Raw genomic sequence first — 25,897 nt, 5'->3', positions numbered from 1 at the left:
ATTGGGTTCAGGGACTCTGGCTGACGAAAATGGCTTTCAGAGTTGCATTTAATTGGGTTCTGTACACATGAAAATCAGAATCCATGGTGAGGATCCGCATAATCTGATATTTTTCGGCGGCATAAACCAGGGTGGCATCAGCCAGATCCATCGGAACATTCCGGTATTTACTGACCATTTCCCTGACCACTCCCACGTCCTCCCATCCGATATCGAGTATCCCCAGGCCTTTCCTTTCAATCCAGGTCAGAAGGGCCAGCTGGCAATTGACATCAAACCGGAGGATATGACTGGCTTCAGTTACCACCGGCCAGGTGGTAACGAGATTAAACCGCTGATCACGAAGCAATTGCCTGACCGGGAGATGATGCCGGTCGCTTCTGTCGAACAGAGCAATCAGCGGACCGGCATCAACGAGGACCGAATTTCTCATTCAGGGTTTGTCCCAGTTTTTCTTTATAAGTCACCGACAGATCTGTGGCACCACTGCTGCCAGTGCCAAATAAATCTTCCCCAAGATCGGAGGATGAGCGGTTCTCCCGCTGAACAGCAAGATACTGAACCAATGCTTCTCTGATCACATCGGATCGGGATTTACCTGTCAGTTCCGACTCATAATCGAGGTCAGATTCAATTTGTTTTGGTAACCGGAAACTTTTCATAATTGTATCACCCCCTGTATTACAAACTTACAGCAACACTTAATCACTGTCAAGGATGACCCGGAAAAATTACGAAAACAGGGAAGCCATCAGAGAGATTTCAGATCTGCCAGGATTTCCTGTGAATGGGTTTCAGGTTTCACCTTCGGATAGGCTTTCAGGATGGTTCCATCCGGACCGATAATAAAGGTTACCCGGTGAATTCCCATGTATTTGCGGCCGTACATGGATTTTTCGCCCCACGCGCCGAAGGCAGAAGAGAGTTCATTGTTCACATCGGCCCAAAGAGGGAAATTGAGATTAAACTTGCCGATGAATTTCACGTGAGATTTTTCATCATCTCCGCTGACTCCGATAACCTGAACGCCTGCCGCTTTCAGATCGGCCTGATCATCACGGAACGCACAGGCTTCTTTGGTACAACCTGGAGTATCATCCTTCGGATAGAAATACAGTACAACCGTCTTGCCTTTATAATCGGCCAGTGAAACGGTTTTTCCATCCTGATCTTTCACACGGATGGTCAGAGGAGCTTTAGAGCCGGCAGTCAGCATTGTGTTTTCCTTTCAATTCGTTTCGTACTAAAACAACCGACTGGCGGTCAGGGATTCCTTACCGGATGGCCAAACCGGAATCCTGCTCGAAAAAGTGCAATTTTTCCATATCGAAACCGACGGGCATCATATCGCCCGTGCGGGGAATGGTGCGAAGATTGGTTCTGCAAACCAGAGTGGTGCCGCCTTTACCGGTTGAGGAGGAGTTAAAATAGATGAAAATTTCATTTCCCATGGGTTCAACCACTTCGACCAGAATGGTGCTGGTTGCATCAGTGGCTGCTTTATCACCACTCAGATGAATGTCTTCCGGGCGGATTCCCAGCACCAATGGCCGGTTGGCATATCCATCGAGAGCCGAATGATACTGATCAGGAATTTCAAGCTCGAGTCCGGATCCCTCTTCTACAAAGGTCAAGTGGGATTTCTGAATCAGGGTTCCGTTCATAAAATTCATCGATGGAGAACCGATAAAACCGGCGACAAACCGGTTGATCGGGTGGTTATACAAGTTCAAGGGGGTATCGATCTGATTAATCACCCCATCTTTCATTACAGTGATCCGGTCGCCCATGGTCATTGCTTCCACCTGATCGTGGGTCACGTAGATCATGGTGGCATCGAGACGTTTATGCAATTTTGAAATTTCAGTCCGCATCTGAACTCTCATTTTGGCATCGAGGTTAGAAAGCGGTTCATCGAACAGAAACACCTTGGGTTTTCTTACGATGGCACGTCCGACCGCCACCCGTTGCCGCTGCCCTCCTGACATGGCTTTCGGTTTACGATCCAGGTAATCGGTCAGCCCCAGAATTTCGGCGGCTTCCATCACCCGCTGGTGGATGTCCTCCTTCGAAAATTTCCGCAACTTGAGTCCAAATGCCAGATTCTCATAGACATTCATATGCGGATACAGGGCATAATTCTGAAAAACCATGGCAATGTCCCGGTCTTTCGGGTGAACATCATTCATTCTGACGCCGTCTATATACAACTCGCCGGATGAGATGGCCTCCAGGCCGGCCACCATCCGTAAGGTGGTTGATTTCCCGCATCCCGAAGGCCCGACCAGCACCATAAATTCCTTGTCACGGATTTCGAGATTGACATCCTTCGCCGCATACACGCCATTGTCGTATTGTTTGTAGACATTTTTCAGAATGACTTCAGCCATGGGAATCAGCCTTTACTTGAATGATTAAAATAGGTATTCCAGAATGCAGGATAGGAGATACTGACACTGTCAGCATTTAGAATGCGTGTGGGTGACGAAGCAACGAGGCCGGCTATTGCAAAACTCATGGCAATCCTGTGGTCATGAAAGGAGTCGATGGTGGTTCCCTTCAGCGGGACTCCCCCTTCAATCCGCATGCCATCGGTCAGTTCGGTTACCTGGGCTCCCATGGCTTTCAGACCCGTGACCATGGCCGCGATCCGATCACATTCTTTTACCCGCAATTCACCCGCACCGGAAATGGTGGTGGGGCCGGTTGCCATGGCCGCCGCAATACACAGAACAGGAATTTCATCAATGAGGGAAGGAATGATAGTTCCCCCGAGTTCAATACCTTTCAACCGGGAGGAACGACACGTTACCGACCCAATGGGTTCTGAACCAATTCTGCCGGTTTCCTCGATGGAAATATCAGCACCCATGGCTTCGAGTGCGTTAATAAATCCGGTTCGGGTCGGATTCAGCAGAATATTTGAAACCGTGACCACTGCATCGGGAACGATGGCCGCGGCCACCAGCCAGAATGCTGCAGAGGATGGATCTCCGGGAACGTGAATATCGGCGGGTTCCCATTCATGGGAAGGCGATGATTCCGCACAATAATAGCCATCTTCCGTCCAGGTTTTGAGATTCAGCATCCGTTCGGTATGATCACGGGAAAGGACTGGTTCTCTCACGATGGTTTTTCCCGAGGCGAAAAGTCCGGCCAGCAACACACAACTTTTCACCTGAGCAGAAGAAATTTCCATCCGGTAATCCATTCCGGAAAGTGCACGTCCATGAATCACAATTGGTGTTTTTCCATTAGCAGTTCCATGAATATCGGCACCCATTTCCTGAAGGGGGCGGATAATACGGTTCATAGGACGTTTCTGAATGGATGCATCCCCGTTCAGCGTCGAGGTGAATGGCTGTCCGGCCAGAATACCGCTCATCAGACGGATGGTGGTTCCGCTGTTGCCAACATCGAGAACCTCGGAACTGGCGGTAAAGGAACGGCGTCCGTGAGACACCACTTCCCACCAGTTTTCCTTTTTAACGATTGAAATGCCAAGAGATTGTAAAACCGACCGGGTGGACATGGGATCAGCTGCTTCGGAAAGGCCGTAAATACGGGTTTTTCCTGGCTGAAGGGCCGAAAACATCAAAGCCCGGTGTGAGACTGATTTATCGCCGGTAAGATGAACGGATCGATAGAAGGTTGATACGGGTGTGACCTGTGTTTCTGTCATTCAAAAAGACTCATTTCAAACTGGGGGATTCATGTTCCGGACAGGGAAACCCCATATCCGGCAAAGAGTCTTCAAAATAGAGATCGGATACAGTCAAATCAACTGAAATCTGACGACAGGTCCTTTAACCAGTTATACACAAGCTGGCTGGTCTTTCCAAAGGATAATTCCCGGCCTTCAATCCAACGGATCGGGACTCCTTCCTTTTCCATTTTTCTGAACCAGGTTTCCTGGCGCTTGGCAAATTTTCTGATGGCCTGATACAGACCGGTTTCCATCTCGGTAAAGGAAATCTGCCCTTCCAGGAAGTTGGTAAGCCATTTATATTCCAGTCCGAAAAAGCGAAGACGTTCTGCAGGAACACCCGATGCAAGCAACCGTTTGGTTTCCTCGATCATTCCCTGTTCAAGACGTGATTTCAGGCGTTGACCAATCCGTTCATACAGTTCCTGGCGGGGCCACTTTATTCCGATTACCAAAGGATTCAGGGGCGGAAACGATTCAGGAGCCAATGTGGAAGAAGCAATGGACAGAGCCTTCATCAGGCGTTTACGGTCGGTGGTATCGGTCGAATTGTGAAGGGACCGGCGTTTTGAGAGTTCACTTACCAGATTTTCATCGGGGATAAGGTCCCAGGCAGAATCGGGCTGACCCAAGGGGACCAATTGGTAATTCTGAAGCAAGGCACTCAGATAGAGTCCGGTTCCGCCGCAAACAACCGGTAAGTGCCCGCGGGAGGTCACATCCGCAATCAGCCGTCGGGCATCGGTTTGAAAATGGTAAAGGTCATAGTCTGTGGTGGGATCGCAGCAATCAATCAGATGAACAGGAACCTGGCCCTTCAGGGTCTGGTATTCCTGAAGATCCTTGCCGGTGCCGATATCCATCCCACGATAAACCTGGCGGCTGTCGGCACTGATGATTTCGCCATTAAACTGACTGGCAAGGGAAACAGCAAGGTGTGTTTTTCCCGAGGCAGTTGGCCCAAGGATAACGAGGATTCGGTACGGTTCAGGCATCGCTTCCGGACGATTCACCACCCGGACGGGTACGGGGACCCGTCTTCTTTTCCATGGATCGGATCAGTCCGGTGAACATCTGGTCAATTTCCTGCATGTGGCGGTACAAGGGAGCGGGTTTTTTGATATATCCCATCGATTCACTCAGTCTGATCAGGTAACGCAGCTCGATAAACGAATCGAAAGCGGCCTGGTAATGATGTATTTTATCCTGAATATTCCGCTTTAAAAACCCTTTTTCAATTTCGATGGGGACATCAGCTGCCGAATTTTTAATTCGCTGACCCAGTGCGGGCCATTCACTGATGGGAAAGGACTTGGTCTTTCGGATCAGTTCTTCACACAACTGATCCGATTTCTGCCAGATATCCAGATCTTCAACAGTTTCGGGTTTTCGGTTGTGGCGGGTTTCATGAGGATGGGTTTGCATAATGGACTCCGGCGGGTAAAGGTAAGGGGCAGAAAAAACCCGTTCAATGGTTTTCTGTTACCATTCTGTTAACAAACCACCAAAGCGTGGCATTAACATGGTAAAAATTCCGACTGGTAAATCGGATTTATTTTTTTATATTTCTGAAATCATGCGCAAATATTTCCATGTAAATACCTTCACCACTCTGCCAATGAAGGGAAATCCGGCCGGAGTGGTGCTTGGGGCAGACTCACTCAAACCTTCCGATATGCAGGCCATCGCCCGTGATCTGGCGCTGCCCGAGACGGTTTTTGTCCTTAAACCGGATAGCCGGGAATCGGTGGCCCGGCTGCGGTGGTTCTCCCCTGCTCAGGAACTGGAAATCAGTGGTCATGGCACCCTTGCTGCAGTGAACGTCCTCATTAAAGAACGTATGATTGCCCCACCCGATACCTTTGTACAGGTCATCAATCTTGAATATAAATCCGGGCAGCTCGCAGTCAGTCTTTCCAAATCCAATGGAACCGATCCGTCTGTTTGGATTAACCTTCCGGTTCCCTCTCTTTCTCCGTTTGGCGGAGCTCAGGAAGACATTTTCAGGCATCTGGGAATCACAGATAATGATATCGATTCCAGATTGCCCATCATGAAATCAGATACCCGCGTGCTCATCATTCCGGTTTTGGGATTGCTGACCCTGCGGAAAATTGCCCCGAACTTCGAGAATCTGAAACGCATTCTGGCCGATGAAGGACTCCGCGGAGTCAGCACATTCTGCAGAGAGACCATGCGGCCCTCTTCCAATTTTCACTCACGGTATTTCTCACCCGGAACCGGAATCAATGAAGATCCGGTCACCGGACTGGTCAACGGAATTCTGGCCCACTACTGGGTAAGTACGGTTCTTTCCTCGGTTGAAAACCGCACATACACATTTACCGGTGAGCAGGGCGAAGCCATCAGCCGTGAAGGTGAAGTAAAGGTGAACGTTCACATCCGGGACGGTAAAACACATGGTGTTGAAATCAGTGGATCGGCCCGGATTCTTCTGCAGGGAACTCTGGAATTCTGATTTCGGAATTACTGAACCTGCCACATCTCTGTTTCACCCCCTGGTGAACGGAGATCCCCACTCCAGGCACTGGCATTTGACCATCCTGATCAAATAACCCATAAGCCAACAGGACTTTGTATGTTCAGTCTGCTTTATTTCCTCTTTCTCCTGATTGCCCTTACCATTTTTACCATCAGCATCCGCCGGCTGATCACCGGACTTCGAATTGGAAAACCTGAAGACCGTTTTGACCAACCCCGTGACCGGATTCTGGCCATGCTGAAGATCGCACTCGGTCAGTCAAAGATCATGCGGGAGCCCATGGCCGGTTTGCTCCATGTTTTGGTTTTCTGGGGATTTCTTGTGTTAGGGCTCGGGTTGGTGGAAGAAATTTTCAAAGGACTTCTGCATAACGTTTTCACATTCAGTTTTGCTTTTCTGGGTCCGCTGTACTCGGTGATTACCATCAGCCAGGATTTCTTTGCACTGCTGGTTGGAGTGGCGGTCGTTGCCCTGCTGTTCCGCCGGTGGGTCCTGCGTCCGCGCCGGCTCTGGACGGGGGAAATGGGTCTGAAAAGTCAGTTAGATGCCACTTTCATTCTGTTTTTAATTGCAGGTGTGGTGAAAACGTATTTTCTGCAATACGCCTGGCACTACAATCATCTCGGTGGAATGTTTTCTTCTTCCTGGGAAATCAGACCGGTTACCCAGGCCATTGCCTCGCTGTGCGGTGACTCGGCAGAAGGTTATTACTTCTACTGGTGGGCCCACATGATCATTGTCTTTTCCTTCCTGAATTACCTGCCCTATTCCAAGCACCTTCATGTACTGACCTCGGTATTTAACGTTTACTTTACCCGGCTGAAACCACAGGGAAAACTCGAACCACTCAGAATCATGGAAACCATGACGAAGATGGAAGAAAACCCGGACATGGAAATGCCCACCTTCGGGGCAAAGGATGTGGAGGACCTGACCTGGAAACAACTGTTCGACAGTTACACCTGTACCGAATGCGGTCGTTGCACATCGGTTTGTCCCGCGAATCTGACCGGAAAACCGCTCTCGCCCCGAAAAATTATTGTGGATACCCGTCACCGTTTAACAGAAAAACTGGCTGCGCAGGCAAAAGGAGCCGATTCACCAGAGATGAAGGCAGCCAATGAAAAATTATTGGTGGATTCCTACATTTCCGAAGAGGAACTCTGGGCCTGTACCACCTGCCAGGCTTGTATGACCGAGTGCCCGGTGATGATTGAACATGTTCCCCAGATTATTGACATGCGCCGGCATCTGGTTCTGAATGAAAGCCGTGTTTCGCCCGAGCTCAAAATCATGTTCGATAACCTGGAAAGTAAGGGAATACCGTGGGCTTTTAATCCGCAGGACCGTGAAAAATGGGCAGAAGGACTCACCGTGCCCCGTATCGACGAAAAAGGCGGAAAGACAGACGTGTTATTCTGGGTGGGATGTGCAGGCTCCTTTGATGACCGGTATAAAAAAGTGACCCGTGCCCTTACCCACATTCTGAATGCGTCGGGTGTGGATTGGGCCATCGTTGGCAAAAAGGAAAAGTGCACAGGTGATCCGGCCCGGCGGGCCGGTAATGAAATGCTGGCCGAAACCCTCATGATCGAAAACATCGAGATGCTGAGTCAGTATCAGTTTAAAACCGTGGTTACCAGTTGCCCTCACTGCTTTAACACGCTGAAAAATGAATACGGCGATTTTGGCGGCCATTACACAGTGGTTCATCACACCGATTTTATTAATCAGCTCATCAGAGACGGAAAGCTGAACCTGAAGACAGCCGATACCGGAACGGTCACCTACCATGATTCCTGTTACCTGGGTCGGGCGAATGGGGTCTATGATGCTCCCAGAGAGATTCTCGATTTTCTGGGAGGTGTGCAGCCAGTGGAAATGCCCCGGTCGAAAGACAAAGGACTCTGCTGTGGTGCCGGTGGTGCCCGCATGTTCATGGAAGAAAAGATCGGAAAACGAATCAACATTGAACGGGCCGAGGAAGCAGTGGCCACCGGCGCTGACGCCGTTGCGACCGCCTGCCCTTTCTGCATGACGATGATGAATGATGGCGTGAAGTCAACTGATCGGCCGGATGTGAAAGTTCAGGACATTGCTGAGATTGTGGCCGATCGGATCGGGTAAATCCACGGCTGACAAACAGAGATCAACTGCAGAATTGCCACTGAATCGAAACAGTAGAATACCCGATCAGCCAACCTGCTGATTTTAAAAGGGGCCCGCAAAGCCCCTTTTTTATTCTGATAAGAGCAAGGCTGGTGAAATTCTTTAAACGGAACGCACTCCCCTGGCACAGAATCCGCCATTAACCGGGAAATCATGGGTCAAATTATCAACCCGAATGGGCGTTGCCATTGAAATGACACCCCACTGCCTTTATGTTTGCGCCATTCTGATCCGGGATGATGTATGATTTTTTTTACCTTCTTACTGCTGCTTCAGTCCGCCCCACTGACACAAACCCCGCTGACGCTGAATGCCATCTTTCAGAAACCCTATCTGCCAGGAAACCGGCCAGAGAACCCATCGCTTTCTCCTGATGGAAAATTTCTGGTGTTTCATTGGGATGAATCCGGGTCTGATACGGCCAGGTTGTGGATTCAGAATATAGATACCGGTGACCGCCGGCTGATTTCCGCATCGGCCGGATCCCGATTGGTTTCCTGGCGACCGGATGGAACGACTTTTCTGTTTCTGGACAAGGGAGATTTGTGGCAGGGATTCACATCGGGATCCCCTTCCACCATGATTACGGCCACGCATGGGTCCTTGTCGGATGTGGTTGAAAAACCAGATATGAGTGCATTGTTTCTTCTGGATGATCAGAAACTACATTCCATCCAGAAAGATGGCCCCCTTTTCACTTCGCGGCTGGTGAAATCAGACTCAGGGGAATCGGTTTCTCTCACTGGCTTCTCCCCTGCCATCAATGGAATGGTTCTGCAGGAATGGAAATCCGATTCGGTTCGTGTGAACATGGTCCCTCACTGGTTAGCCCCTGAGGTAAAAACGATTCCAAGCAGACGCTACTCCCATCCAGTATTCCGCTTTCTCATCACCCGGTCCGATTCATCCGCCACAGTCCGCTGGCCATCAGACGGCTGGATTTCAGGGTACGGCGGACCCGCCGTCGTTTCCCCATCAGGCGACTTTCTGGCTTTCTCGACTATCACCATCGATCAGAAATCCCGTCATCTGGTACTGATTAACCTCAAATCCATGCAGGCCGATACAATCTTTATTCACTCCGATCCTGCCTGGATCAATACGTTTGAAGGATTTGCTTTCTCACCGGACGGTCAGCTGCTCGGGTTCACACATGAAATGACCGGTTGGAATCATTTGTACACCTACCATCTGAAAACGAAACAGGTATCCACATGGACAAAGGGGCAATGGGAAGTCGACAGTTGGCTCTGGAACCCGGCGGTTAAACAGGAAATGGTCTTTACATCGACTCAGGACAGTCCGCATCAGCGGCATGTTTATACCGTTCGTGCTGGTTCATTGCCCAACAAGCTTACCAAAGACGATGCCATGAGAACAGGACTTAGAATCAGCAATCAGGGAGGAAAGCTGGTCTACCTGAAGGCAAGTCTGACCTCTCCTGGTGAACTGGTTGTCCTGAATCTGAAAACCGGAGAAGAACAGGTGGTGACCCGTACCGTTCCAGAACGGTTAAGGACCGTTCGCCTGACCCCGCCAGAAACCATTTCCATCTTGAATCATGAAACAAAGCAAATCTTTGCGGCCCACCGCTTTCTTCCCCCAGGTTATGACCGCCAGAAACAATATCCGGCAGTGGTGTTTGTACATGGAGCGGGATATTTGCAGAATGTGACCAACGAATTCGGCTATTATTGGAGGGAATACCTGTTTAATCAGTTTCTGGCCAGCCAGGGATATGTGGTCCTGAATATTGATTACTCGGGAAGCGCAGGTTACGGAAGAGAAAACCGTGTATCGGTTTTTCAGGACATGGGCGGTCCGGACTGGTCGGATTGTGTGGCTGCTGCACATTACCTTGCCGATTCGCTCTCTGTTGATCCCGGAAGGATCGGCATCTACGGCGGTTCCTACGGAGGTTTTCTTACCCTGATGAGCCTGTTTAAAAGTCCGGATGTTTTTAAAGCCGGTGCCGCCCTCCGGTCGGTGGCAAACTGGAAATTATACAACCGGTGGTATACCGAACAGCGCCTGGGTCCGCAGAAATACAACCAGGCCATCTATGAGAAAACATCGCCCATCACCTATGCAGACAGCCTGAAGAACCACCTGTTATTGCTTCATGGAATGGTGGATGACAATGTACTGGTACAGGATGTGATTCAGCTGATGGACCGGCTTGTTCAGAAAAAGAAGCCGTTTGATGTTCAGTTTTATCCTGCAGAAAATCATGGTTTCAAAGATCCCGATGCATGGCAACATCAATATGAAGCCATCTTCCGGCATTTTGAACGTCACCTGAAAAACCAGTTCCAGACAACTTCCGATTAAAGAGGGAAACAGAAAGGACTTTTGGTTTCAGAATAATCGGTCTTGGGATAATCAATGCTGGTCAATCATGCAATTCATGAAGACCATCGGCTGAAGAAAGCAGGAAGGAAGGATAATCAGGAGTGCCCAGGACTGGACTCGAACCAGCACGCACGCAGTGCACCACCCCCTCAAGATGGCGTGTCTACCAATTTCACCACCTGGGCATTTGTGGCTCCGGATGGACTCGAACCATCGACCCACTGCTTAAAAGGCAGTTGCTCTACCTACTGAGCTACGGAACCAACCGGAAATCAGGCCTGAAGCCTGACTTCTTTTTTAAAGAGCGACAAAGATAACACGATTTTCTTTTCCAGTCAATGGGAACCAATTAAACGTCCCATGCCCGAAAGAATTATTTTTTTACCTTCCGCGGACGATCGTACAATTTACCGAGCGCTTTATAACGATCGGCAATACCGTAAGGAACCTGTTCCCATGAAAAGCGCCAGGACCAGTTTCCGCCGAGCTTTCCGGGGAAATTCATCCGGGCTTCGGTTCCGAGATTCAGAAGATCCTGCATCGGGAAAACAACCGTATCGGCCACGCTGGCATAGCCCACACGGATCAGCTCACCCACCAGATCCTCGCCATAGTAATTCAGATATTTCTGAGTAAACTCATAGATATCATTTTTTCCTGCTTCGCGTTTGGCCACGTCAAAATAGGCCCGGGTGGTATCGTTATCATGGGATCCGGTGTAGACCACACAATTCGGAATGAAGTTGTGAGGAAGGAATTTAGTTTCCATATCGGTTCCGAAAGCGAATTGCATGATTTTCATGCCGGGAAACTCGAATTTGTCACGGAGGGCTTCCACTTCGGGGGTAATGACTCCAAGATCCTCTGCGATGATCGGAAGATTGCCCATGTGTTTCTGAACACTTGAAAACAATTTCTTGCCCGGGGCCTTCACCCACTTCCCTTTTTCGGCGGTTTTGGCATTTCCTTTGATTTCCCAGAACGCTTCAAATCCGCGGAAGTGGTCAATACGGACGATATCAACGATTTCGAACAATTTGGCGAAGCGGTCACGCCACCATTGGAAGTCATCGGCCTCCATGGCATCCCACCGATAAAGCGGATTGCCCCACAACTGACCGGTCGGGGAGAAATAGTCGGGAGGAACACCAGCACAGGTTTCGAGGTGCCCGTCTTCATCCACTGTGAAGTAATGCCGGTTCGCCCAGCAGTCGGCGCTGTCATAGGCAATGAAAATCGGAAGGTCCCCTACCACCTTAATTCCCTGACCGTTGGCGTAGGCCTTCACATCGTTCCATTGATAAAAGAAGTTGAACTGGATGAATTTCTGATACTCAATTTCACCAGCCAGTTTTTTAGTATAGTCTTTCACTGCTTTGGGTACCCGGTGACGGATATCAGCAGCCCACTCTTTCCAGTGAACACCACCATGGTGATTTTTAACGGCCATGAACAGCGCATAATCATCTAACCAGGCAGCGTTGGCCTTGCAGAATTTGGTATATTCCTTACGGTAGTTCTTGTCTTTCAGAACCTCGGTGGTGGAGAAAGTCTGGTAGGCTTTTCTGAGCAGATCGGTTTTGTAACCAATCACCCATCCGAAATCGATCTGGAGGGGATTGAACGCAGGAACCTGCCGCACATCTTCGGCGGTGAGAAGGCCCTGGGTAACCAGTTTATCCGGACTGACCATCAGCGGATTGCCGGCAAAAGCAGAGAAACATTGATACGGAGAATCACCATATCCGGTCGGTCCAAGAGGCAATACCTGCCAGAGACCAATGTCTGAGGCTTTGAGGAAGTCGATAAACCGGTAAGCCTGATCGCCCAGATCGCCGATACCATACCGGCCAGGCAATGAGGTTGGATGAAGCAGAATTCCGGCAGAACGATCAAATTTCATGACAGATAACCCTCTTTGGTTTGTTACAGACTAAACCGGCCTCATGATGAGCCGGATGAACCTGCAAAGGTATCATACCGGCCGGATTTGTCAAAGTGAAAGCGCTTTTTTAATATGAATTTAAGGCTTCAGTTTGCTAAGCGGAACTAAACGCAATGACGCAAGGCAGTCGCAAAGCACGCAGAGATTCTTGCATTTAAAATCAAAAAAACCTTTGCGCGCTCCTTGCCTTTCTCTTTGCGTTCAAAAAAATATAATTTCTACTCTCAGAACCGGAATACAAAGGAGACTTTGGGTTCCACTTTTGAAACGGCCTTATAGTCACCATCCCCTTCAGGAACGAAGGTCCATTGGTAGAACATGGAAACTACCATGAACGGATATGGTTTATAACCCAGTTCAGCCGTCAACAAACTTCTGTCATCGAGTGAAAAGACCGAAGAACCTGCCGACAAACCACGTTTGTAATAATCGGCGCGGGCCAGAACCGATGGAATCATGTCTCCCAGATCGGTGCCCAGGTGGAGCAGACCAGAATTCTTAATCCGGTAGGTTTCCTCATAGCTGCCGAGGATCTGGAGGGTTCCAAGAATCGTAGTAGTGAGTCCGCCATAGAGGCCATTTCCGGGATTTTTTGTATCCTTCAGAGCCTGCAGCTTTGTGGTGTACAGAGTATCGCTCAGTCTGGTAAGTCGTTCCACTTCGTAGAAAGGTCCGAAATAGTTGGCGATGAACTGATCACCGTTGATACGGTGCTCCAGTTTGGCCGATATGGCCAGGAACGAACCCAGTCCTTTCAGATTGGTTTCCAGCCCCATGCTTCCACCCGAGCCGTATCCGGCAAACTGACCAAATTCGGTGTAGATTCCGAAATCGATAAAATCATTATCAAGCAAGGGCAGTCCGGCATCGAAGGCAAGAGCGGTGACCGGGTTGGCTTCGGTAAACTGATTGTCGGTAATGATACCCCCATCATTCAGTTTTCTGCCATCTTCATTCATATCCATGATAAAAGTGGCACCGGTTTCGAGGGAACTCAGGAAAGGGATTCCGGTTTCTGCCAGTGGCATAAAGTAAGCACGTCCGCCCCAGATATCGGCACCAATCACATTGGAGGAAACGGTTTCAAATCCCCATTTATCGAAGCGCATATCGAACTCGAGACCAATTTTACGGTCATCATAAGATATGCCGTTGCTGTAGTTGTACATCAGCAATCCGCGGCCAAGACGTGCACTGGTCAGCTGGCCTACCCGGACGTAAAGTGGGGCCCGTTTCTGTGCATATCTCACATATCGGATGATCCGGATAAAATCATATCCTTCATCCCAATCTTCCTCGCGGATGTTTCCATCGGGCGAAATCCGCAAATTCAGATCGAGTCCAAGACCCCAGGGGCCAAACGACAATTCAGGAGCGGTATTGAAGAGGAAGTAGGGTTTTCCATCAACATAGGTCATTCCCAGGCCGCCGGTCATAACAGAACCAGTGGGATCGGCGGGAAGCTGAGCGAAGGATGGTATGGTGGACAGGACGATTAAAAGGGACACGATAAGACGCATTGAAACGATCTCCTTTTTAATGAATTAAATCAAACATGCTATTCAGGTAATACAAGTTCAAGCTGGTTACGGAAGTGATCTTTGATCAGCCTTTGTACGAGAGCCAGTTTCGAAGGAAGGATCCCGATGGACATGGTAATCTGATCAGTATAGTCTGTCGATTGAATCCTTACCTGATTTTGGCTGAAGATACGGATTAAATCTGCTTCCTGGCTGAAATCGGCCGTGATGATTCCGGTTACGTAGGTATACTGCCGCAGAATAACCGCGTTACCAACGGCACCTTTCGCTGTATCAGAATAGGCTCTTACCAATCCGCCGGTGCCCAGTTTGGTCCCTCCGAACCAACGCACCACAATACAGAGGATATTCTCCAATCCGGCATGATGCAAAACCGTTAAAATCGGTTTGCCCGCCGTTCCGGATGGTTCCCCATCATCCGATGTCCGTTCGATGATGTTTCCTGTTTGTTCGTTCCGGATCCGCCAGGCATAACAATGGTGAGTGGCATCATAGTATTTTTTCCGGCATTCGTTCAGTAGCCGGGTTGCCTCTGCGTCTGCTGAAACGGGGTATAATAAGCCAAGAAACCGGCTTCCGGTATCTTTCAGGCTGGCCGAGGCTGGTTCTCTGATGGTGAGATAGAAATCGGATGACGACTGTGAATCGGACATATCGGGATTAATTTACTACATTTATTCGTTTAAGCAGAAAATCACGCACAAGCAGCAACAGAACTTCATGAAAATCGGCATTACCTGTTACCCCACTTTTGGTGGCAGCGGTGTCCTGGCAACAGAACTCGGACTTTCACTTGCCCGGAAAGGACACTGTGTTCACTTTATTTCCTATGCGCAACCTTCACGTTTAACCCACATTCCACCGAATGTGTTTTTTCATGAAGTTCAGGTCAACATCTACCCCCTCTTCCAGTATCCATCTTACGACACAGCCCTGAGTTCGAAAATGGTCGATGTGACCCTTCATGAAAATCTGGATCTGCTGCATGTGCATTACGCGATTCCACACGCCACCAGCGCCTACCTGGCCAGACAAATTCTGAAAAACCACGGCAGGGACATCCGGGTAGCAACCACTTTGCACGGAACCGACATCACCCTCATCGGGCAGGATCCGAACTACATTCCCAGTGTTGAATTTGGAATTGATCAGAGTGACGGGGTGACGGCTGTCTCCCATTTCCTGAAATCGGAGACCAACCGCATTTTCAATATCCGCCGTGACATCAAGGTCATTCATAACTTTGTCGATCATCAGCGGTTTCAACGGACCGATCAGCCTGGTTTGAAGCAGCGTTTCGCACCCAGCGGCGAACCCGTCATTATTCACGTCTCTAACTTCAGACCGCTGAAACGGGTCAGTGATGTGATCCACATGTTCAGGGAAATCAGAAAAGTTAAGCGTGCCAGGCTCATTCTTGCTGGCGACGGCCCCGAACGGAGCGATGCCGAACGCCTCTGCCGTCAATTGGGTATCTGGGATGATACTTTCTTTATGGGCAAGTATGAAGCCGTTGAAGAGTTGCTCTCCATTGCCGATGTTTTTGTGATTCCCAGCGAAACCGAAACCTTTGGTCTGGCTGCACTGGAAGCCATGGCTTGCAGGGTCCCTGTCATCTCGAGCAACGTGGGCGGACTTCCCGAGCTGAATGTACATGGAAAAAGCGGATTTCTCTGTGAATTGGGAAATATTGATCAGATGGTCAGTCATGCCCTGACCATACTGGAGTCACCCGAGTCGCTGAACCGATTCCGGGAAGGGGCCTATCAGCGGTCTCTCGATTTCCAGGAAGCATCCATTGTGGATCAGTATGAAGCATTCTATCACGATTTGCTGAAAGACCGCGAGTGAAACCGGGTGACCCCCTCTTTCTGAAAGAAACTCCATGGCAACTGGTTCAGTTACTTGGAAAAGGAAAATCGGGATATTCCTGGCTGGTTTCACGGAACGGCCAGGTTGCCGTTTATAAGCAAATTCACCATGAGCCTGTCAGTTATTATCAGTTTGGCGACAAGTTTGCTGCCGAAATAAGGGCCTATCATCATCTAAAAGAGGCACAGGTAAACCTTCCCGCCTTGCTGGAATATGATGAAAAGGCCGAGTGGCTTCTGAAATCCTATCTGGAAGGACCGACCATAGCAGAACAAGTGGCCGCAGGTACTCTGAAAAACGACGTCTGGCCCCTCATATTCAGGCTAAGTCGTCATTTACAGGTACTCGGAATCAATCTCGACTGGTTTCCGGCTAATTTTATCCATACTGGCGGGAAGCTGTTCTATGTGGATTACGAATGGAACGGCTACGATCCGGAATGGGATTTTGTGAATTGGGGAATTTACTATTGGGTTAACCAACAGGGAATGAAAAAATTCCTCGAAACCGGTGATCACACGGCCATTAATCTGAACGGTACCGGCAAACCAATCACAAACCAACTGGAAAATGTGGTTGCCAGATTAATCAGTTTACAATCGGCCTCTTAGCCGGCTTCTGTGGGAAATCCGGCTGCCACCCAACCGATGGTACCACCGGCGAAATTGATCAATTCCCCTTTATAACCAGCCGATTTCAGTGCAGCAATCCCGTTGGCACTTCTGACCCCACTGCGACAAATCACCACCGCAGGAATGTCCGGATTGAGTTCATTTTGCCGGGCTAACAGAGAGCCGAGCGGAATCAAGGTGGTCCCTGTGGCCCGTACTTCGGCATATTCGGCAGGTTCGCGCACATCGATCAACTGATGAACCGGATTGGATTTTTTCCATTCGGAATATTCATGTGGGTTTAATTGAGTAATCGGATTGTTCTGAGTCATAACATCTCCCGGATGACAATAAAAAGGTTGTTCCTGTAAGGTGGTAATCACTGGTGAAGGGCCGCAGATGGGGCATGCCGGATTTTTTTTCAGACGGATTTCCTGAAATTCCCAGCGAAGAGCATTGAGAAGCACCAACCGGTTAATCAACGGCTTCCCGATTCCGGTGATCAGTTTGATAACCTCGGTTGCCTGCATGGTTCCCACCACCCCGGGCAGAACACCCAACACGCCGCCTTCCACGCAGGAAGGAACTACACCGGAAGGAGGCGCTTCCTGAAACAGACACCGGTAGCAGGCCCCCTGTCGGGAATCAAAAACCGTTACCTGTCCATCAAATCGGTAAACCGAGCCATAAACCACCGGTTTCCGGCTAAGGACTGCAGCATCATTGATCAGGTACCGTGCAGGAAAATTATCTGTTCCATCCACAATAATGTCGTAGCGGGAAAACAATCCCATTGCATGTTCCGGTGTCAACCGGAAGGGATAAGCCTCAACCTGAACCGACGGATTGAGTTGGTGAATGCGCCGTGCTGCCGCCTGGGTTTTACTGGTCCCCGCATCGGCGGTATCATAAAGCAACTGGCGCTGAAGATTCGAAACATCCACCCGGTCACCATCCACCAATCCAAGTGTCCCAACTCCGGCTGCTGCCAGAAACAAGGCCACTGGTGAACCCAGACCACCGGCACCAATTATCAGGACCCTTGCAGCCCGGAGTTTTTCCTGTCCGGTCTCTCCGATTTCATCGAGCGAAATCTGCCGGGCATACCGTTGCCGGTCATCGGAACTCAACATGATCAGCGGGAAAGTCCGGATTTCTTTGAAGGTTTTTTCAATAACCCTTTTGAGGGCGGCAACTGGTTCTGATCCTGTAACTTCAGAACGAGTGTCCGTTCAAACTCGGCGGCACCGGGGAAATCGGGAGCCAGTTTCAGACATTCACGAATAATGGAAAGCGCTCTGATTCCCTGATTGTTGTACAACAAGGCTCCGGCATAATTGTACAACATTTGTGCATCGGTATTATTCCGGTTGTAACTGGATTCGAGAAATTGAAGCGCCACCCCGGCCTGACCGGCTGCCAGATAATAAATTCCAAGCCATTTGGCAGAAAAATTGTCTGGGTTAATTTTTTCAAGGCGGTGCAGGTAACGCAGGGCCAGATCGAGACGGTTTTTAGCGATCAGTGTTTCTGAGGCCAGCCGGATGGGTGAATCATTATACGGGGCAAAGAAGTGCAGGGCATCCATGTGTTTCAGATAATCACCCAGCCGGTTATGCCTGCGGTACCAGTTTGCTATTTCCACATGGGCTTCTTCCCAGCCGATACCATGGTTCACAAACCGGGCTGCGTAAACATCCTCGATATCTGTGGAATCGGCAGGTTTAACCACCAGACTGGCAGAAAGGGTCGTTTCTACAAACGGCCATCCTTTTTTCAGCTTGCCCACTTTATACTCGGCCGACAGGAAGTCGAACCGGGTAAGCGGGTACTGAATGGTTGTGATAGAATCGAGGCGACCGGGCGTCAGGTTATTCATGGGTCCCTCTGGTTTTAGGTTATTGCCCAGAAGATAGCTGGTAAACCATTTCCCCATCATCCGGTATCCCACCCAGGTCGGGTGAAGGTGATCGGTCATAAGTTCATCACCGGGAATGCCATGTTTACTGATTCCCCGCATGAGGGAATCAATGGGAACCACCGGGTACCTGTATTCCTTTCCAAGCGACCGTATGACATCATTTATGGCCGAGGGAGCTCTGAATTTCAACTGGTCCAGATCGCTTGCCAATGAAAAGGCTTTCAATGCAGCCACCGAATCGGTATCCATCAGCTTTTTAGCTTTAAAAAACACGGAGTCTGCGGGCGGAAATGAGTCGGTTGCATTCGAAATAAAGGGTTTCTGATCACGCAGATTGGCCGTCAGGGTGGAAAGCACCACCGGAATTCCGGCCTCACGGTACTGATCGAGCATGTCACGCAGGTTTCCTTCAAACTGGTCAATTCCAGCCTGTTCCATTTCTGACCCATGAGGAATCAGTTGCTCTCCCACCATTCTTTCCATCAGGGTACCATCACCATCCGACTTGGCAGTCTGGGTATAGAGCCAGGCCATGCCATCACGGATCAGCTGAACGGTACGGTACTCCTCAAGAGCCAGCATGAGGTTAACCAGCCACCGGTTACTGCCGATGCTTTCGGTGGAACCGACTCCCAACGCACCATAATATTCGTTGTGTCCGGCGTAGAGAATCACCACATCGGGTTTCTGGCTGATAAACTCGGGTGTCAGATCCAGCAGGGTATAGCTGTTGATGGCTGCAAATGCCAGATTGATCACCTCAATTTTGTTCTCAGGAAATAAAATGGAATACCGGCGTTGAATTTCCTTCGAGAAAGTGGCATTGAGATCGTAAGGAAAACCGGCCGCACTGCTTTCTCCTATGACAAAAATCCGGAACACATCATCCGTTTTTTCTTTCTGAAATGCATCGGGCCAGGGAGAAGGCAGTGTGGTGATAGAATTAAAGTACCGGCTGGCAATCCAGTTATTCAAACAGATGTGGTCGGGAAAGTGTTTGGATACCGGAATCCACACATCCACTTTTCTGCCATAACCTCCCAGTCTTAATCCGACTTCAAGCAACACAAAAAAGAGAATGGGGATACTGACCAGAATGATGTAAAAAACGAATGGATATTTTTTTCCCTCTGAAGGAAGTTTTTCGTTTTCAGGAGTGGTTGATTTTTTTTTCATGTTGTCTTTGAATGAATTATATCGGATGAATCGTCAGACGGGTCGAGTAATAAGCTGCACCGCCGCCCTGCCGGCTCATCAGCGGTTCGGTAATCGCATTGGGACCCCAGCCTTTTTTAAGCCAGCCGCCCCGGTAAAGCAAAACGATATCGCGGCGTTGCCTGTGATCGGTGGTCACCTTCACCCGCATGGACCCGACCCGGGAGACCAGATCGACCACATCTCCCGTTTTCAGGCCGGGATACGCCAGGTTTTCCGGGTGAATGAAGGCTTCCGGGAAACCGTCCTGGTACTTTTCGAGCAATTGTGAGTTGTGGGCTTTCGGACCTGCAACGGTCATAAAAAACATCGGGTAAACCGATTCCTGTTCATACCGGTACGCATCGTATTTTCTGAGGAATTTGAACCGGCCCGTATCGGTATGAAATTGGCCATTTTCGAAAGGAATGGGTTTTTCACTGGTTCGGAGTGTTCCCTTTTCAGACAGTGTTTTCTGGTTGATTCCATCGGCATGAACTGGTTTCAACAGTCGGTCAATCCACTCCTGAACCGATCCTTCCATTCCCTTGAGTCCCAACCGCTCAGCAAGGAGCTGCATGATTTCAAAATCGGTTTTTGATTCACCAACCGGCGGGATAACCGGACGCATATAGGTCAGATAGGGATGTCCATAGGAACCCATGACATCTTCCTCCTCCACGAACGTGGTGGTGGGCAGGAAAAGATGGGCATAGGTGGCTGTATCAGTCAGGTAGGAATCGACAAGAATCACACAATCCATCTGCTCAAAGGCACGGATCACGGACGGAGAATTAGGTGTTTGTGCCACCGGATTTGCAAGCTGTATAAAGGCCACTTTCACAGGCGGATTGACCTCTCGCAGCAAATCAATCCCAAGCAGGGATTTTGAAACTTTTCTGGTGTGAATGGCATGTTCCCGTGCTTCGAGCGAGGTATCGAAAAATCGCCATTCATCGGTCGAATGGGAAACTCCTCCGCCCCGTTTCGAGATATGACCGGTCACCGCACCCAATGCGTGAATCAGTTCAACCACTTCGTTTCCATCCACATACCGCTGAACCCCGAAACCCATCAGAATTGCACAGGGATCCGCAGTACCATAGAGCACCGCCAGTTCTTCAACCTCCTGAGCAGTCAGCCCGGATTTTTCAATGCAAAGTTCCTGAGGGTATTCACGAAGAATCATTTCCAGTTTATCGAAATCATCGGTATGATTTCTGATAAAGGCCCGGTTAATCAGACGTTTTTCCATGAGGATTCTGATCATGGCCAACGCCAGAAATCCATCTCCATTCGGACGGATCTGGAAATATCTGTCCACAAATTTTACAGAATCGGAATAGATCGGGTCGATCAGAACAACCGGGACGCCCTGTTTTCTAAGGTCACTCAGAACCGGCAACAGGTGAATGCTGGTATGAATGGGGTTTCTGCCCCAGAGGATAACTCCGCGGGAATGTTTCAGATCCATCGGGTCCTGTATCACCGTGGCGCCGGTGCATGCAACACGTGCTGCTGTGGAGGCTCCGCCGCATATGCTTCCCCAGGTGGTGGTGACTCCGCCCAGCAAATTAAAAAAGCGGTGATGAAGAATTTTCATGGCCGACATGGATCCGGCCGATTGGTAGGACAAGATGCTGAGAGGTCCGTAACGATTCATGGACGACCGGATGGCCTGAACCGCCAAATCGAGGGCTTCATCCCAGGAAATCCGTTGCCATTCCCCATTGACTTTTTTCATCGGATGGGTGATCCGCTCGGGTGAATACACCCTTTCATCATATTTTCTGACCCGCTGGCAAATGATGGAATCGGTGTAGGGATTGCCGGGACCGCCTCCCATTTTTACCAATTTTCCACCCTCAACGGTGGCGTGTATTTCACACCCTTCGTAGCAATCGCGCGGACAGGCCGTTTGTATGGTTTCTGAGGTCATGGGCCGAAAATACTCAATTCAGGTTGGTTTTGTCAGGTTTATTGACTGTCAGTTAAGCGGAAACCGGCCAGCTGATTCCGTTCTTTCACGGTCAGAAGAATTCCATCCCGCACAAGAAACAAATCGCCGGCCTGCCCTGTGAGTTGCGTGGAAAGGGTGGTCTGCCGGGTGATTCTGGCCCGGAGCGGATCTGCCTGAACCAGATCATACCGGCGGTTCTGGTTTTCTAACACATGAAACCCGATCAGCACGGTTGTCCCCAGATCCAGAATATCGAGCCCGAAAGCAGTTTCCAGTCCAGGGGAAAAAGTGGTGATCCAGGAGGACATCAAATCAAAACCATCCTGTCCGGGAAGACATTTATCGGGGAACCGGGCTGTCAGGAAACCGGGAAAGTCGGGTTCGCTTCTCCTTGCCAGATCGGGCTCGGGGTTTCCGGGATCCAGTTTGCGGCGACTGTGGCCGGTCTGCGGATCCAACTCGGTGAAAAGCCGGTCCGGATGATGCGGATCATACACCCAGACCGTGTCGGGACCGGCATGATAAAACGCCAGATCGGGATGATACCAGAGCAATTGGCCATCGGAAAGGTTCAGCGCATAAACGCCTGCGTGTTCAGGTAACTTTGGGTCGAGGTACCCATGCAGGTACACCCGGTCACCCACCACTGTTTCCATGCCTGCAAACCAGGAATCGGCCAACCGGACTCCCTCCCAGACTGTTTTTCCATCTGACAGACGGATTGCAGAAAAACTGACCTGTTTTTTTTCCTTCTCCCTGTTTTCGATCACCAGCAGGTCCGATTCCGATAAAATAAACCGCCAGATCACTCCCGGGCTGTTCCAGACCCAGTCGGGTTTCCACTTTTTCTTACCAAATAAACTGAGCATACGTTCGTCCTGATTGATTCCCGCAGGAAAAAGCGGCAAACATTCCATTTTATCCGGCCAATTCCAAACGGTCATTTCGTTGATTTACCCTGCCCCGAAACCTATTTTTGCCGCTTCAAATTCCATGAACAACCCAAGCACCCCCCGGGCCCTGCCTTTTCGCCTGACTTCTCCGTTTTCAATCGGACTTATTTCACCATCCGGATTTGTCCGGGATGCCAGTGATCTGCAGTCGGCCATTCGTCATCTCACTGCCGATGGACATACCGTCCGTCCGGGCCGGAATGCGGGCGGCAGCTGGCAATATTTTTCGGGAACCGACACCGATCGCCTCTCCGACATCCGTCAGGCGGCGACCGATCCCGGACTGCAGGTCATTATGGCCACCCGCGGCGGATATGGCATCAGCCGTCTTATGGACCGGATTCCCTGGGAACAAATGGCCTTGGGAGGAAAGTCCTGGGTTGGTTTCAGTGATTTCACCCTGATTCATCTGGGACTGCTTGCCAAGACCGGTATGGTCAGTTTTGCAGGGCCAATGGCCGCCGTTGACCTTAAAAGTGATCTCTCCAGTCACGAAGGCTGGCATTTTCTTTCCCGGTTACTCACCGAGCCGGTGGTTTCGATGCCACCTGTAAGTACCCCGCATCCATATTCGGGTCAGACCATAGAAGGGACCATCTGGGGAGGTTGCCTTTCTCTGCTGGCCGCTGCCACCGGAACTCCCTGGATGCCAGAGGTGGAAGACGGGATTCTTTTTATCGAAGATGTTAACGAAGAACCTTACCGGATTGAAAGACTCCTGTTTCAGCTCTACCACGCCGGCATTCTTTCCCGTCAGAAAGCACTTTTATTTGGTGAATTCAATCAATGCCTTCCCGGTCCCGGATCGGCCTGGCCATATACCCTTGACCACGTGATCAATCATTTCAGAAATCTGTTGCCCTATCCGGTTCTCACCGGATTTCCCTTCGGCCATGTGGCAGGGAAACTGGCGGTTCCCATTGGTGGACATGCCCGGCTTACCATTGGCAAGAACGGATATAAAATCCGGTTTTCGGAGTATAATAAATGAATATCTGGGATCTTTCCGCCGTTAATGTGGCATATTTTGTTTCGGGTGGCGGATCAAATTTCGAAAATCTGGAACAGGTCTTCCGGCAGGAACCAGGCAAGGTCCGGGGAAAACTGGTGATTTCGAACCGGGCCGGTACCGGGGCACAATCCCGTGCGGCCACTCTTGGTCTTCCCTTTCTGATTCTGAAACCTGATCTGTTCAATTCCCAACAGGCCTACGAAGACCAGTTAAACAGTCTTTTACTGGACAATGACATTCATCTGATCTGCCTGGCTGGTTATCTGAAAAAATTACCCGACTCCACGGTTCATCGATGGGAAAACCGGATTCTGAATATCCATCCTTCTCTCCTGCCAGCCTTTGGCGGACCCGGTATGTATGGCCGGCATGTTCATGAAGCGGTTTTGAAGCGCGGCTGTAAACTGACGGGGGCCACCGTTCACCTGGTCACCCCGGATTACGATGCCGGACCGATCATTGCACAGGAAGCAGTGCCAGTATTGCAGGACGATACCCCTGACTCCCTTCAGAAGCGGGTTCTGACCATGGAACACCAACTATACCCGCAGGTGGTCGATCTGATTACCTCGACCCCCTGGACCATCGAAAACAACCAGTTTAAAATCAGGAATCAACATGAAAACCATTGAAAGAGCGCTGTTATCGGTATCGGACAAGCGCGGAATTGTTTCCTTCGCTTCAGCGCTGGTTCAGCGGGGAGTGAGTCTGCTTTCAACCGGCGGCACCTATCAGCTTCTGAAATCGAGCGGCATTGAAGTGACGGCGGTTGAATCGTACACCGGTTTTCCCGAAATGATGGATGGTCGCCTGAAAACCCTGCATCCGAAAATTCATGGTGGCATTCTGGCCCGTAAAAACAACCCTTCCGACCGGGAATCCATGACTGCTCATGGTATTTCTGATATCGACCTGGTGGTGGTTAATCTGTATCCGTTCGAGGCCACCATCCGGAAACCCGATGTGCACCTGGAAGAAGCCATTGAAAACGTCGACATCGGCGGGCCGACCATGCTGCGGGCTGCTGCGAAGAATTACCTGTTTACAGCACCGGTCGTCGATGTCAATGACTATGACCGCATCATAGCTGCCATGGATTCAAACGGAAACGATCTTCCCGATCCATTGCGTTACGATCTGATGGTGAAAGTGTTCACCCACACCGCCCATTACGACACCATGATTGCCGGTTATTTTTCCCGCCGGACCGATCAGAGCATTTTCAAACCGTATTTACAAATTTCGGTTCCTGTCACCGAATCGATGCGGTATGGTGAAAATGCCCATCAGCAGGCACGTTTGTATGGCGATTTTTATCAGTATTTCGACAAACTTCATGGCAAGGAACTGTCATACAACAATCTGGTCGATATTCAGGCAGCCGCTGAACTGACCGATGAATTTCCCGACCCGGCTCTGGCCATCATCAAACACACCAATCCGTGCGGGGTTGCCAGCGCCGGCAGTCTGGCTGCTGCCTGGGATGCAGCTTACGAAACCGACAAACAGGCTCCCTTTGGTGGAATCATTGCAGTTAACCGTCCTCTGGATATGGAGACGGCCTTGCGGATCAATGAAATTTTTACCGAAATCATCATTGCTCCGGCATTTCCTTCCGAGGTCCTCGACCTGTTAAAAAAGAAAAAGGATCGCCGGCTGCTCAGGCAACTTAAACCGGTTGCGGGTTCCTATCCATGGCAGATTAAAAGCATTGCGGGCGGATTTCTGGTACAGACCCCTGATTCACAGCCAGTCGATTCCGCTTCCTGGAAAGTGGTCACCCGACGCGAGCCGACCCCGAATGAACTCGAAGACCTTATCTTTGCATGGACGGTGGTCCGGCATGTAAAATCAAACGCCATTGTCTATGGTGGTCGCCGGCGCACACTCGGGGTTGGTGCCGGACAAATGAGCCGGGTGGACAGTTCGAAACTGGCCATCTGGAAAGCGAAAGAAGCCGGTCTTTCTCTGGAAGGATCGGTGGTGGCCAGCGATGCGTTTTTCCCCTTTGCCGATGGCGTGATTGAAGCAGCCAGGGCAGGAGCCACTGCTGTGATTCAACCGGGCGGAAGCATCAGAGATCAGGAAGTGATCGATGCTGCCAACGAGCACAACCTCGCAATGATTTTCACTGGAATCAGACATTTCAGACACTAAG

22 protein-coding genes and 2 tRNA genes are annotated in these 25,897 nt (G+C 50.1%); 8 read left to right on the top strand and 16 right to left on the bottom strand.

The window, feature by feature from the left end; genetic code table 11:
* Positions 1-7: 7 nt before the first annotated feature.
* The 7 genes from HUU10_05240 to HUU10_05210 form a co-directional block, all read right to left on the bottom strand.
* Complete coding sequence (locus HUU10_05240; protein ID NUQ80997.1) at positions 8-433, bottom strand: PIN domain-containing protein; 426 nt, start codon at positions 431-433, stop codon at positions 8-10.
* Positions 411-662 carry a ribbon-helix-helix protein, CopG family gene (locus HUU10_05235; protein NUQ80996.1) on the bottom strand — a complete coding sequence of 84 codons (252 nt, stop codon included), beginning with the start codon at positions 660-662 and terminating at the stop codon, positions 411-413. The genes HUU10_05240 and HUU10_05235 overlap by 23 nt, the downstream gene beginning before the upstream one ends.
* A gap of 89 nt (positions 663-751) precedes the next feature.
* Positions 752-1,216 carry a thioredoxin-dependent thiol peroxidase gene (gene bcp / locus HUU10_05230; GenBank protein NUQ80995.1) on the bottom strand — a complete coding sequence of 155 codons (465 nt, stop codon included), beginning with the start codon at positions 1,214-1,216 and terminating at the stop codon, positions 752-754.
* A gap of 58 nt (positions 1,217-1,274) precedes the next feature.
* Positions 1,275-2,390 (bottom strand): sn-glycerol-3-phosphate ABC transporter ATP-binding protein UgpC, encoded by a 1,116-nt coding sequence (ugpC, locus tag HUU10_05225; GenBank protein NUQ80994.1) that lies wholly within the window; start codon positions 2,388-2,390, stop codon positions 1,275-1,277.
* Between the two features lie 5 nt (positions 2,391-2,395).
* Entirely contained in the window at positions 2,396-3,682 is a 1,287-nt protein-coding gene (aroA, locus tag HUU10_05220) for a 3-phosphoshikimate 1-carboxyvinyltransferase (protein NUQ80993.1), read from the bottom strand.
* A gap of 98 nt (positions 3,683-3,780) precedes the next feature.
* A complete protein-coding gene (miaA, locus tag HUU10_05215; protein ID NUQ80992.1) occupies positions 3,781-4,701 on the bottom strand; it encodes a tRNA (adenosine(37)-N6)-dimethylallyltransferase MiaA in 921 nt (306 codons plus the stop codon).
* Positions 4,694-5,131, bottom strand: a complete 438-nt coding sequence (locus tag HUU10_05210) for a four helix bundle protein (protein ID NUQ80991.1) — start codon at positions 5,129-5,131, stop codon at positions 4,694-4,696. The genes miaA and HUU10_05210 overlap by 8 nt, the downstream gene beginning before the upstream one ends.
* Before the next feature lie 151 nt (positions 5,132-5,282).
* Here HUU10_05210 and HUU10_05205 point away from each other — a divergent pair, with 151 nt between their 5' ends.
* The 3 genes from HUU10_05205 to HUU10_05195 all read left to right on the top strand — a co-directional run bounded on the left by HUU10_05205 (position 5,283) and on the right by HUU10_05195 (position 10,709).
* Entirely contained in the window at positions 5,283-6,185 is a 903-nt protein-coding gene (locus HUU10_05205; GenBank protein NUQ80990.1) for a PhzF family phenazine biosynthesis protein, read from the top strand.
* 120 nt (positions 6,186-6,305) lie between these two features.
* Positions 6,306-8,336: a (Fe-S)-binding protein gene (locus tag HUU10_05200; protein NUQ80989.1), complete on the top strand. Its 2,031-nt coding sequence runs from the start codon at positions 6,306-6,308 to the stop codon at positions 8,334-8,336.
* A 285-nt stretch (positions 8,337-8,621) separates the two neighbouring features.
* Positions 8,622-10,709 (top strand): alpha/beta fold hydrolase, encoded by a 2,088-nt coding sequence (locus tag HUU10_05195; protein ID NUQ80988.1) that lies wholly within the window; start codon positions 8,622-8,624, stop codon positions 10,707-10,709.
* Between the two features lie 123 nt (positions 10,710-10,832).
* On the opposite strand, the gene HUU10_05190 is transcribed toward HUU10_05195, so the two are convergent.
* From HUU10_05190 to HUU10_05170, 5 genes are all read right to left on the bottom strand, one after another.
* Positions 10,833-10,915: transfer RNA gene (locus HUU10_05190), tRNA-Leu, on the bottom strand.
* 5 nt (positions 10,916-10,920) lie between these two features.
* Positions 10,921-10,993 (bottom strand) — tRNA-Lys (locus HUU10_05185).
* Between the two features lie 110 nt (positions 10,994-11,103).
* Entirely contained in the window at positions 11,104-12,633 is a 1,530-nt protein-coding gene (malQ, locus tag HUU10_05180; protein NUQ80987.1) for a 4-alpha-glucanotransferase, read from the bottom strand.
* Positions 12,634-12,899: 266 nt separating this feature from the next.
* Entirely contained in the window at positions 12,900-14,195 is a 1,296-nt protein-coding gene (locus tag HUU10_05175) for a hypothetical protein (GenBank protein ID NUQ80986.1), read from the bottom strand.
* 38 nt (positions 14,196-14,233) lie between these two features.
* Positions 14,234-14,869 carry a YigZ family protein gene (locus HUU10_05170; protein NUQ80985.1) on the bottom strand — a complete coding sequence of 212 codons (636 nt, stop codon included), beginning with the start codon at positions 14,867-14,869 and terminating at the stop codon, positions 14,234-14,236.
* 67 nt (positions 14,870-14,936) lie between these two features.
* Here HUU10_05170 and bshA point away from each other — a divergent pair, with 67 nt between their 5' ends.
* Both bshA and HUU10_05160 read left to right on the top strand, forming a co-directional pair.
* Positions 14,937-16,067, top strand: a complete 1,131-nt coding sequence (gene bshA / locus HUU10_05165) for an N-acetyl-alpha-D-glucosaminyl L-malate synthase BshA (protein ID NUQ80984.1) — start codon at positions 14,937-14,939, stop codon at positions 16,065-16,067.
* Positions 16,064-16,699, top strand: a complete 636-nt coding sequence (locus HUU10_05160; GenBank protein NUQ80983.1) for a hypothetical protein — start codon at positions 16,064-16,066, stop codon at positions 16,697-16,699. Before bshA ends, HUU10_05160 begins: the two co-directional genes overlap by 4 nt.
* Here HUU10_05160 and moeB read toward each other — a convergent pair.
* From moeB to HUU10_05140, 4 genes are read right to left on the bottom strand one after another with little or no spacing between them, the layout of a single operon-like run.
* Complete coding sequence (gene moeB / locus HUU10_05155; protein ID NUQ80982.1) at positions 16,696-17,832, bottom strand: molybdopterin-synthase adenylyltransferase MoeB; 1,137 nt, start codon at positions 17,830-17,832, stop codon at positions 16,696-16,698. The two genes, HUU10_05160 and moeB, sit on opposite strands and share 4 nt — an antisense overlap.
* Positions 17,833-17,834: 2 nt before the next feature.
* Positions 17,835-19,796 (bottom strand): hypothetical protein, encoded by a 1,962-nt coding sequence (locus HUU10_05150; GenBank protein ID NUQ80981.1) that lies wholly within the window; start codon positions 19,794-19,796, stop codon positions 17,835-17,837.
* 16 nt (positions 19,797-19,812) lie between these two features.
* Complete coding sequence (locus HUU10_05145) at positions 19,813-21,753, bottom strand: molybdopterin-dependent oxidoreductase (protein ID NUQ80980.1); 1,941 nt, start codon at positions 21,751-21,753, stop codon at positions 19,813-19,815.
* 38 nt (positions 21,754-21,791) lie between these two features.
* Positions 21,792-22,643: a DUF4905 domain-containing protein gene (locus HUU10_05140; GenBank protein ID NUQ80979.1), complete on the bottom strand. Its 852-nt coding sequence runs from the start codon at positions 22,641-22,643 to the stop codon at positions 21,792-21,794.
* 124 nt (positions 22,644-22,767) lie between these two features.
* Between HUU10_05140 and HUU10_05135 the strand changes: the two genes are divergently transcribed.
* From HUU10_05135 to purH, 3 genes are read left to right on the top strand one after another with little or no spacing between them, the layout of a single operon-like run.
* On the top strand, positions 22,768-23,718 hold the full coding sequence (locus HUU10_05135) for an LD-carboxypeptidase (GenBank protein ID NUQ80978.1): 951 nt from the start codon (positions 22,768-22,770) through the stop codon (positions 23,716-23,718).
* Positions 23,715-24,371: a phosphoribosylglycinamide formyltransferase gene (gene purN, locus HUU10_05130; protein ID NUQ80977.1), complete on the top strand. Its 657-nt coding sequence runs from the start codon at positions 23,715-23,717 to the stop codon at positions 24,369-24,371. The genes HUU10_05135 and purN overlap by 4 nt, the downstream gene beginning before the upstream one ends.
* The gene (gene purH / locus HUU10_05125) at positions 24,352-25,896 is read left to right on the top strand and encodes a bifunctional phosphoribosylaminoimidazolecarboxamide formyltransferase/IMP cyclohydrolase (protein NUQ80976.1); all 1,545 of its coding nucleotides are present in this window, start codon (positions 24,352-24,354) and stop codon (positions 25,894-25,896) included. The genes purN and purH overlap by 20 nt, the downstream gene beginning before the upstream one ends.
* Position 25,897: the final 1 nt, after the last annotated feature.

This window comes from Bacteroidota bacterium, from assembly GCA_013360915.1.
Lineage (GTDB): Bacteria > Bacteroidota > JABWAT01 > JABWAT01 > JABWAT01 > JABWAT01.
Note: the sequence above shows the minus strand (reverse complement) of the source record. Positions and strands in the feature narration are given on the sequence as shown.

Excerpts from the sequence above, each read along its gene's own strand:
- HUU10_05150 (NUQ80981.1), bottom strand. The coding sequence starts at position 19,796 with ATGAAAAAAAAATCAACCACTCCTGAAAACGAAAAACTTCCTTCAGAG.
- purN (NUQ80977.1), top strand. The coding sequence starts at position 23,715 with ATGAATATCTGGGATCTTTCCGCCGTTAATGTGGCATATTTTGTTTCG.
- HUU10_05235 (NUQ80996.1), bottom strand. The coding sequence starts at position 662 with ATGAAAAGTTTCCGGTTACCAAAACAAATTGAATCTGACCTCGATTAT.
- HUU10_05170 (NUQ80985.1), bottom strand. The coding sequence starts at position 14,869 with ATGTCCGATTCACAGTCGTCATCCGATTTCTATCTCACCATCAGAGAA.
- ugpC (NUQ80994.1), bottom strand. The coding sequence starts at position 2,390 with ATGGCTGAAGTCATTCTGAAAAATGTCTACAAACAATACGACAATGGC.
- HUU10_05200 (NUQ80989.1), top strand. The coding sequence starts at position 6,306 with ATGTTCAGTCTGCTTTATTTCCTCTTTCTCCTGATTGCCCTTACCATT.
- moeB (NUQ80982.1), bottom strand. The coding sequence starts at position 17,832 with ATGTTGAGTTCCGATGACCGGCAACGGTATGCCCGGCAGATTTCGCTC.
- malQ (NUQ80987.1), bottom strand. The coding sequence starts at position 12,633 with ATGAAATTTGATCGTTCTGCCGGAATTCTGCTTCATCCAACCTCATTG.
- HUU10_05210 (NUQ80991.1), bottom strand. The coding sequence starts at position 5,131 with ATGCAAACCCATCCTCATGAAACCCGCCACAACCGAAAACCCGAAACT.
- bshA (NUQ80984.1), top strand. The coding sequence starts at position 14,937 with ATGAAAATCGGCATTACCTGTTACCCCACTTTTGGTGGCAGCGGTGTC.
- HUU10_05140 (NUQ80979.1), bottom strand. The coding sequence starts at position 22,643 with ATGCTCAGTTTATTTGGTAAGAAAAAGTGGAAACCCGACTGGGTCTGG.
- HUU10_05175 (NUQ80986.1), bottom strand. The coding sequence starts at position 14,195 with ATGCGTCTTATCGTGTCCCTTTTAATCGTCCTGTCCACCATACCATCC.
- miaA (NUQ80992.1), bottom strand. The coding sequence starts at position 4,701 with ATGCCTGAACCGTACCGAATCCTCGTTATCCTTGGGCCAACTGCCTCG.
- HUU10_05240 (NUQ80997.1), bottom strand. The coding sequence starts at position 433 with ATGAGAAATTCGGTCCTCGTTGATGCCGGTCCGCTGATTGCTCTGTTC.
- bcp (NUQ80995.1), bottom strand. The coding sequence starts at position 1,216 with ATGCTGACTGCCGGCTCTAAAGCTCCTCTGACCATCCGTGTGAAAGAT.
- aroA (NUQ80993.1), bottom strand. The coding sequence starts at position 3,682 with ATGACAGAAACACAGGTCACACCCGTATCAACCTTCTATCGATCCGTT.
- HUU10_05195 (NUQ80988.1), top strand. The coding sequence starts at position 8,622 with ATGATTTTTTTTACCTTCTTACTGCTGCTTCAGTCCGCCCCACTGACA.
- HUU10_05205 (NUQ80990.1), top strand. The coding sequence starts at position 5,283 with ATGCGCAAATATTTCCATGTAAATACCTTCACCACTCTGCCAATGAAG.
- HUU10_05145 (NUQ80980.1), bottom strand. The coding sequence starts at position 21,753 with ATGACCTCAGAAACCATACAAACGGCCTGTCCGCGCGATTGCTACGAA.
- HUU10_05135 (NUQ80978.1), top strand. The coding sequence starts at position 22,768 with ATGAACAACCCAAGCACCCCCCGGGCCCTGCCTTTTCGCCTGACTTCT.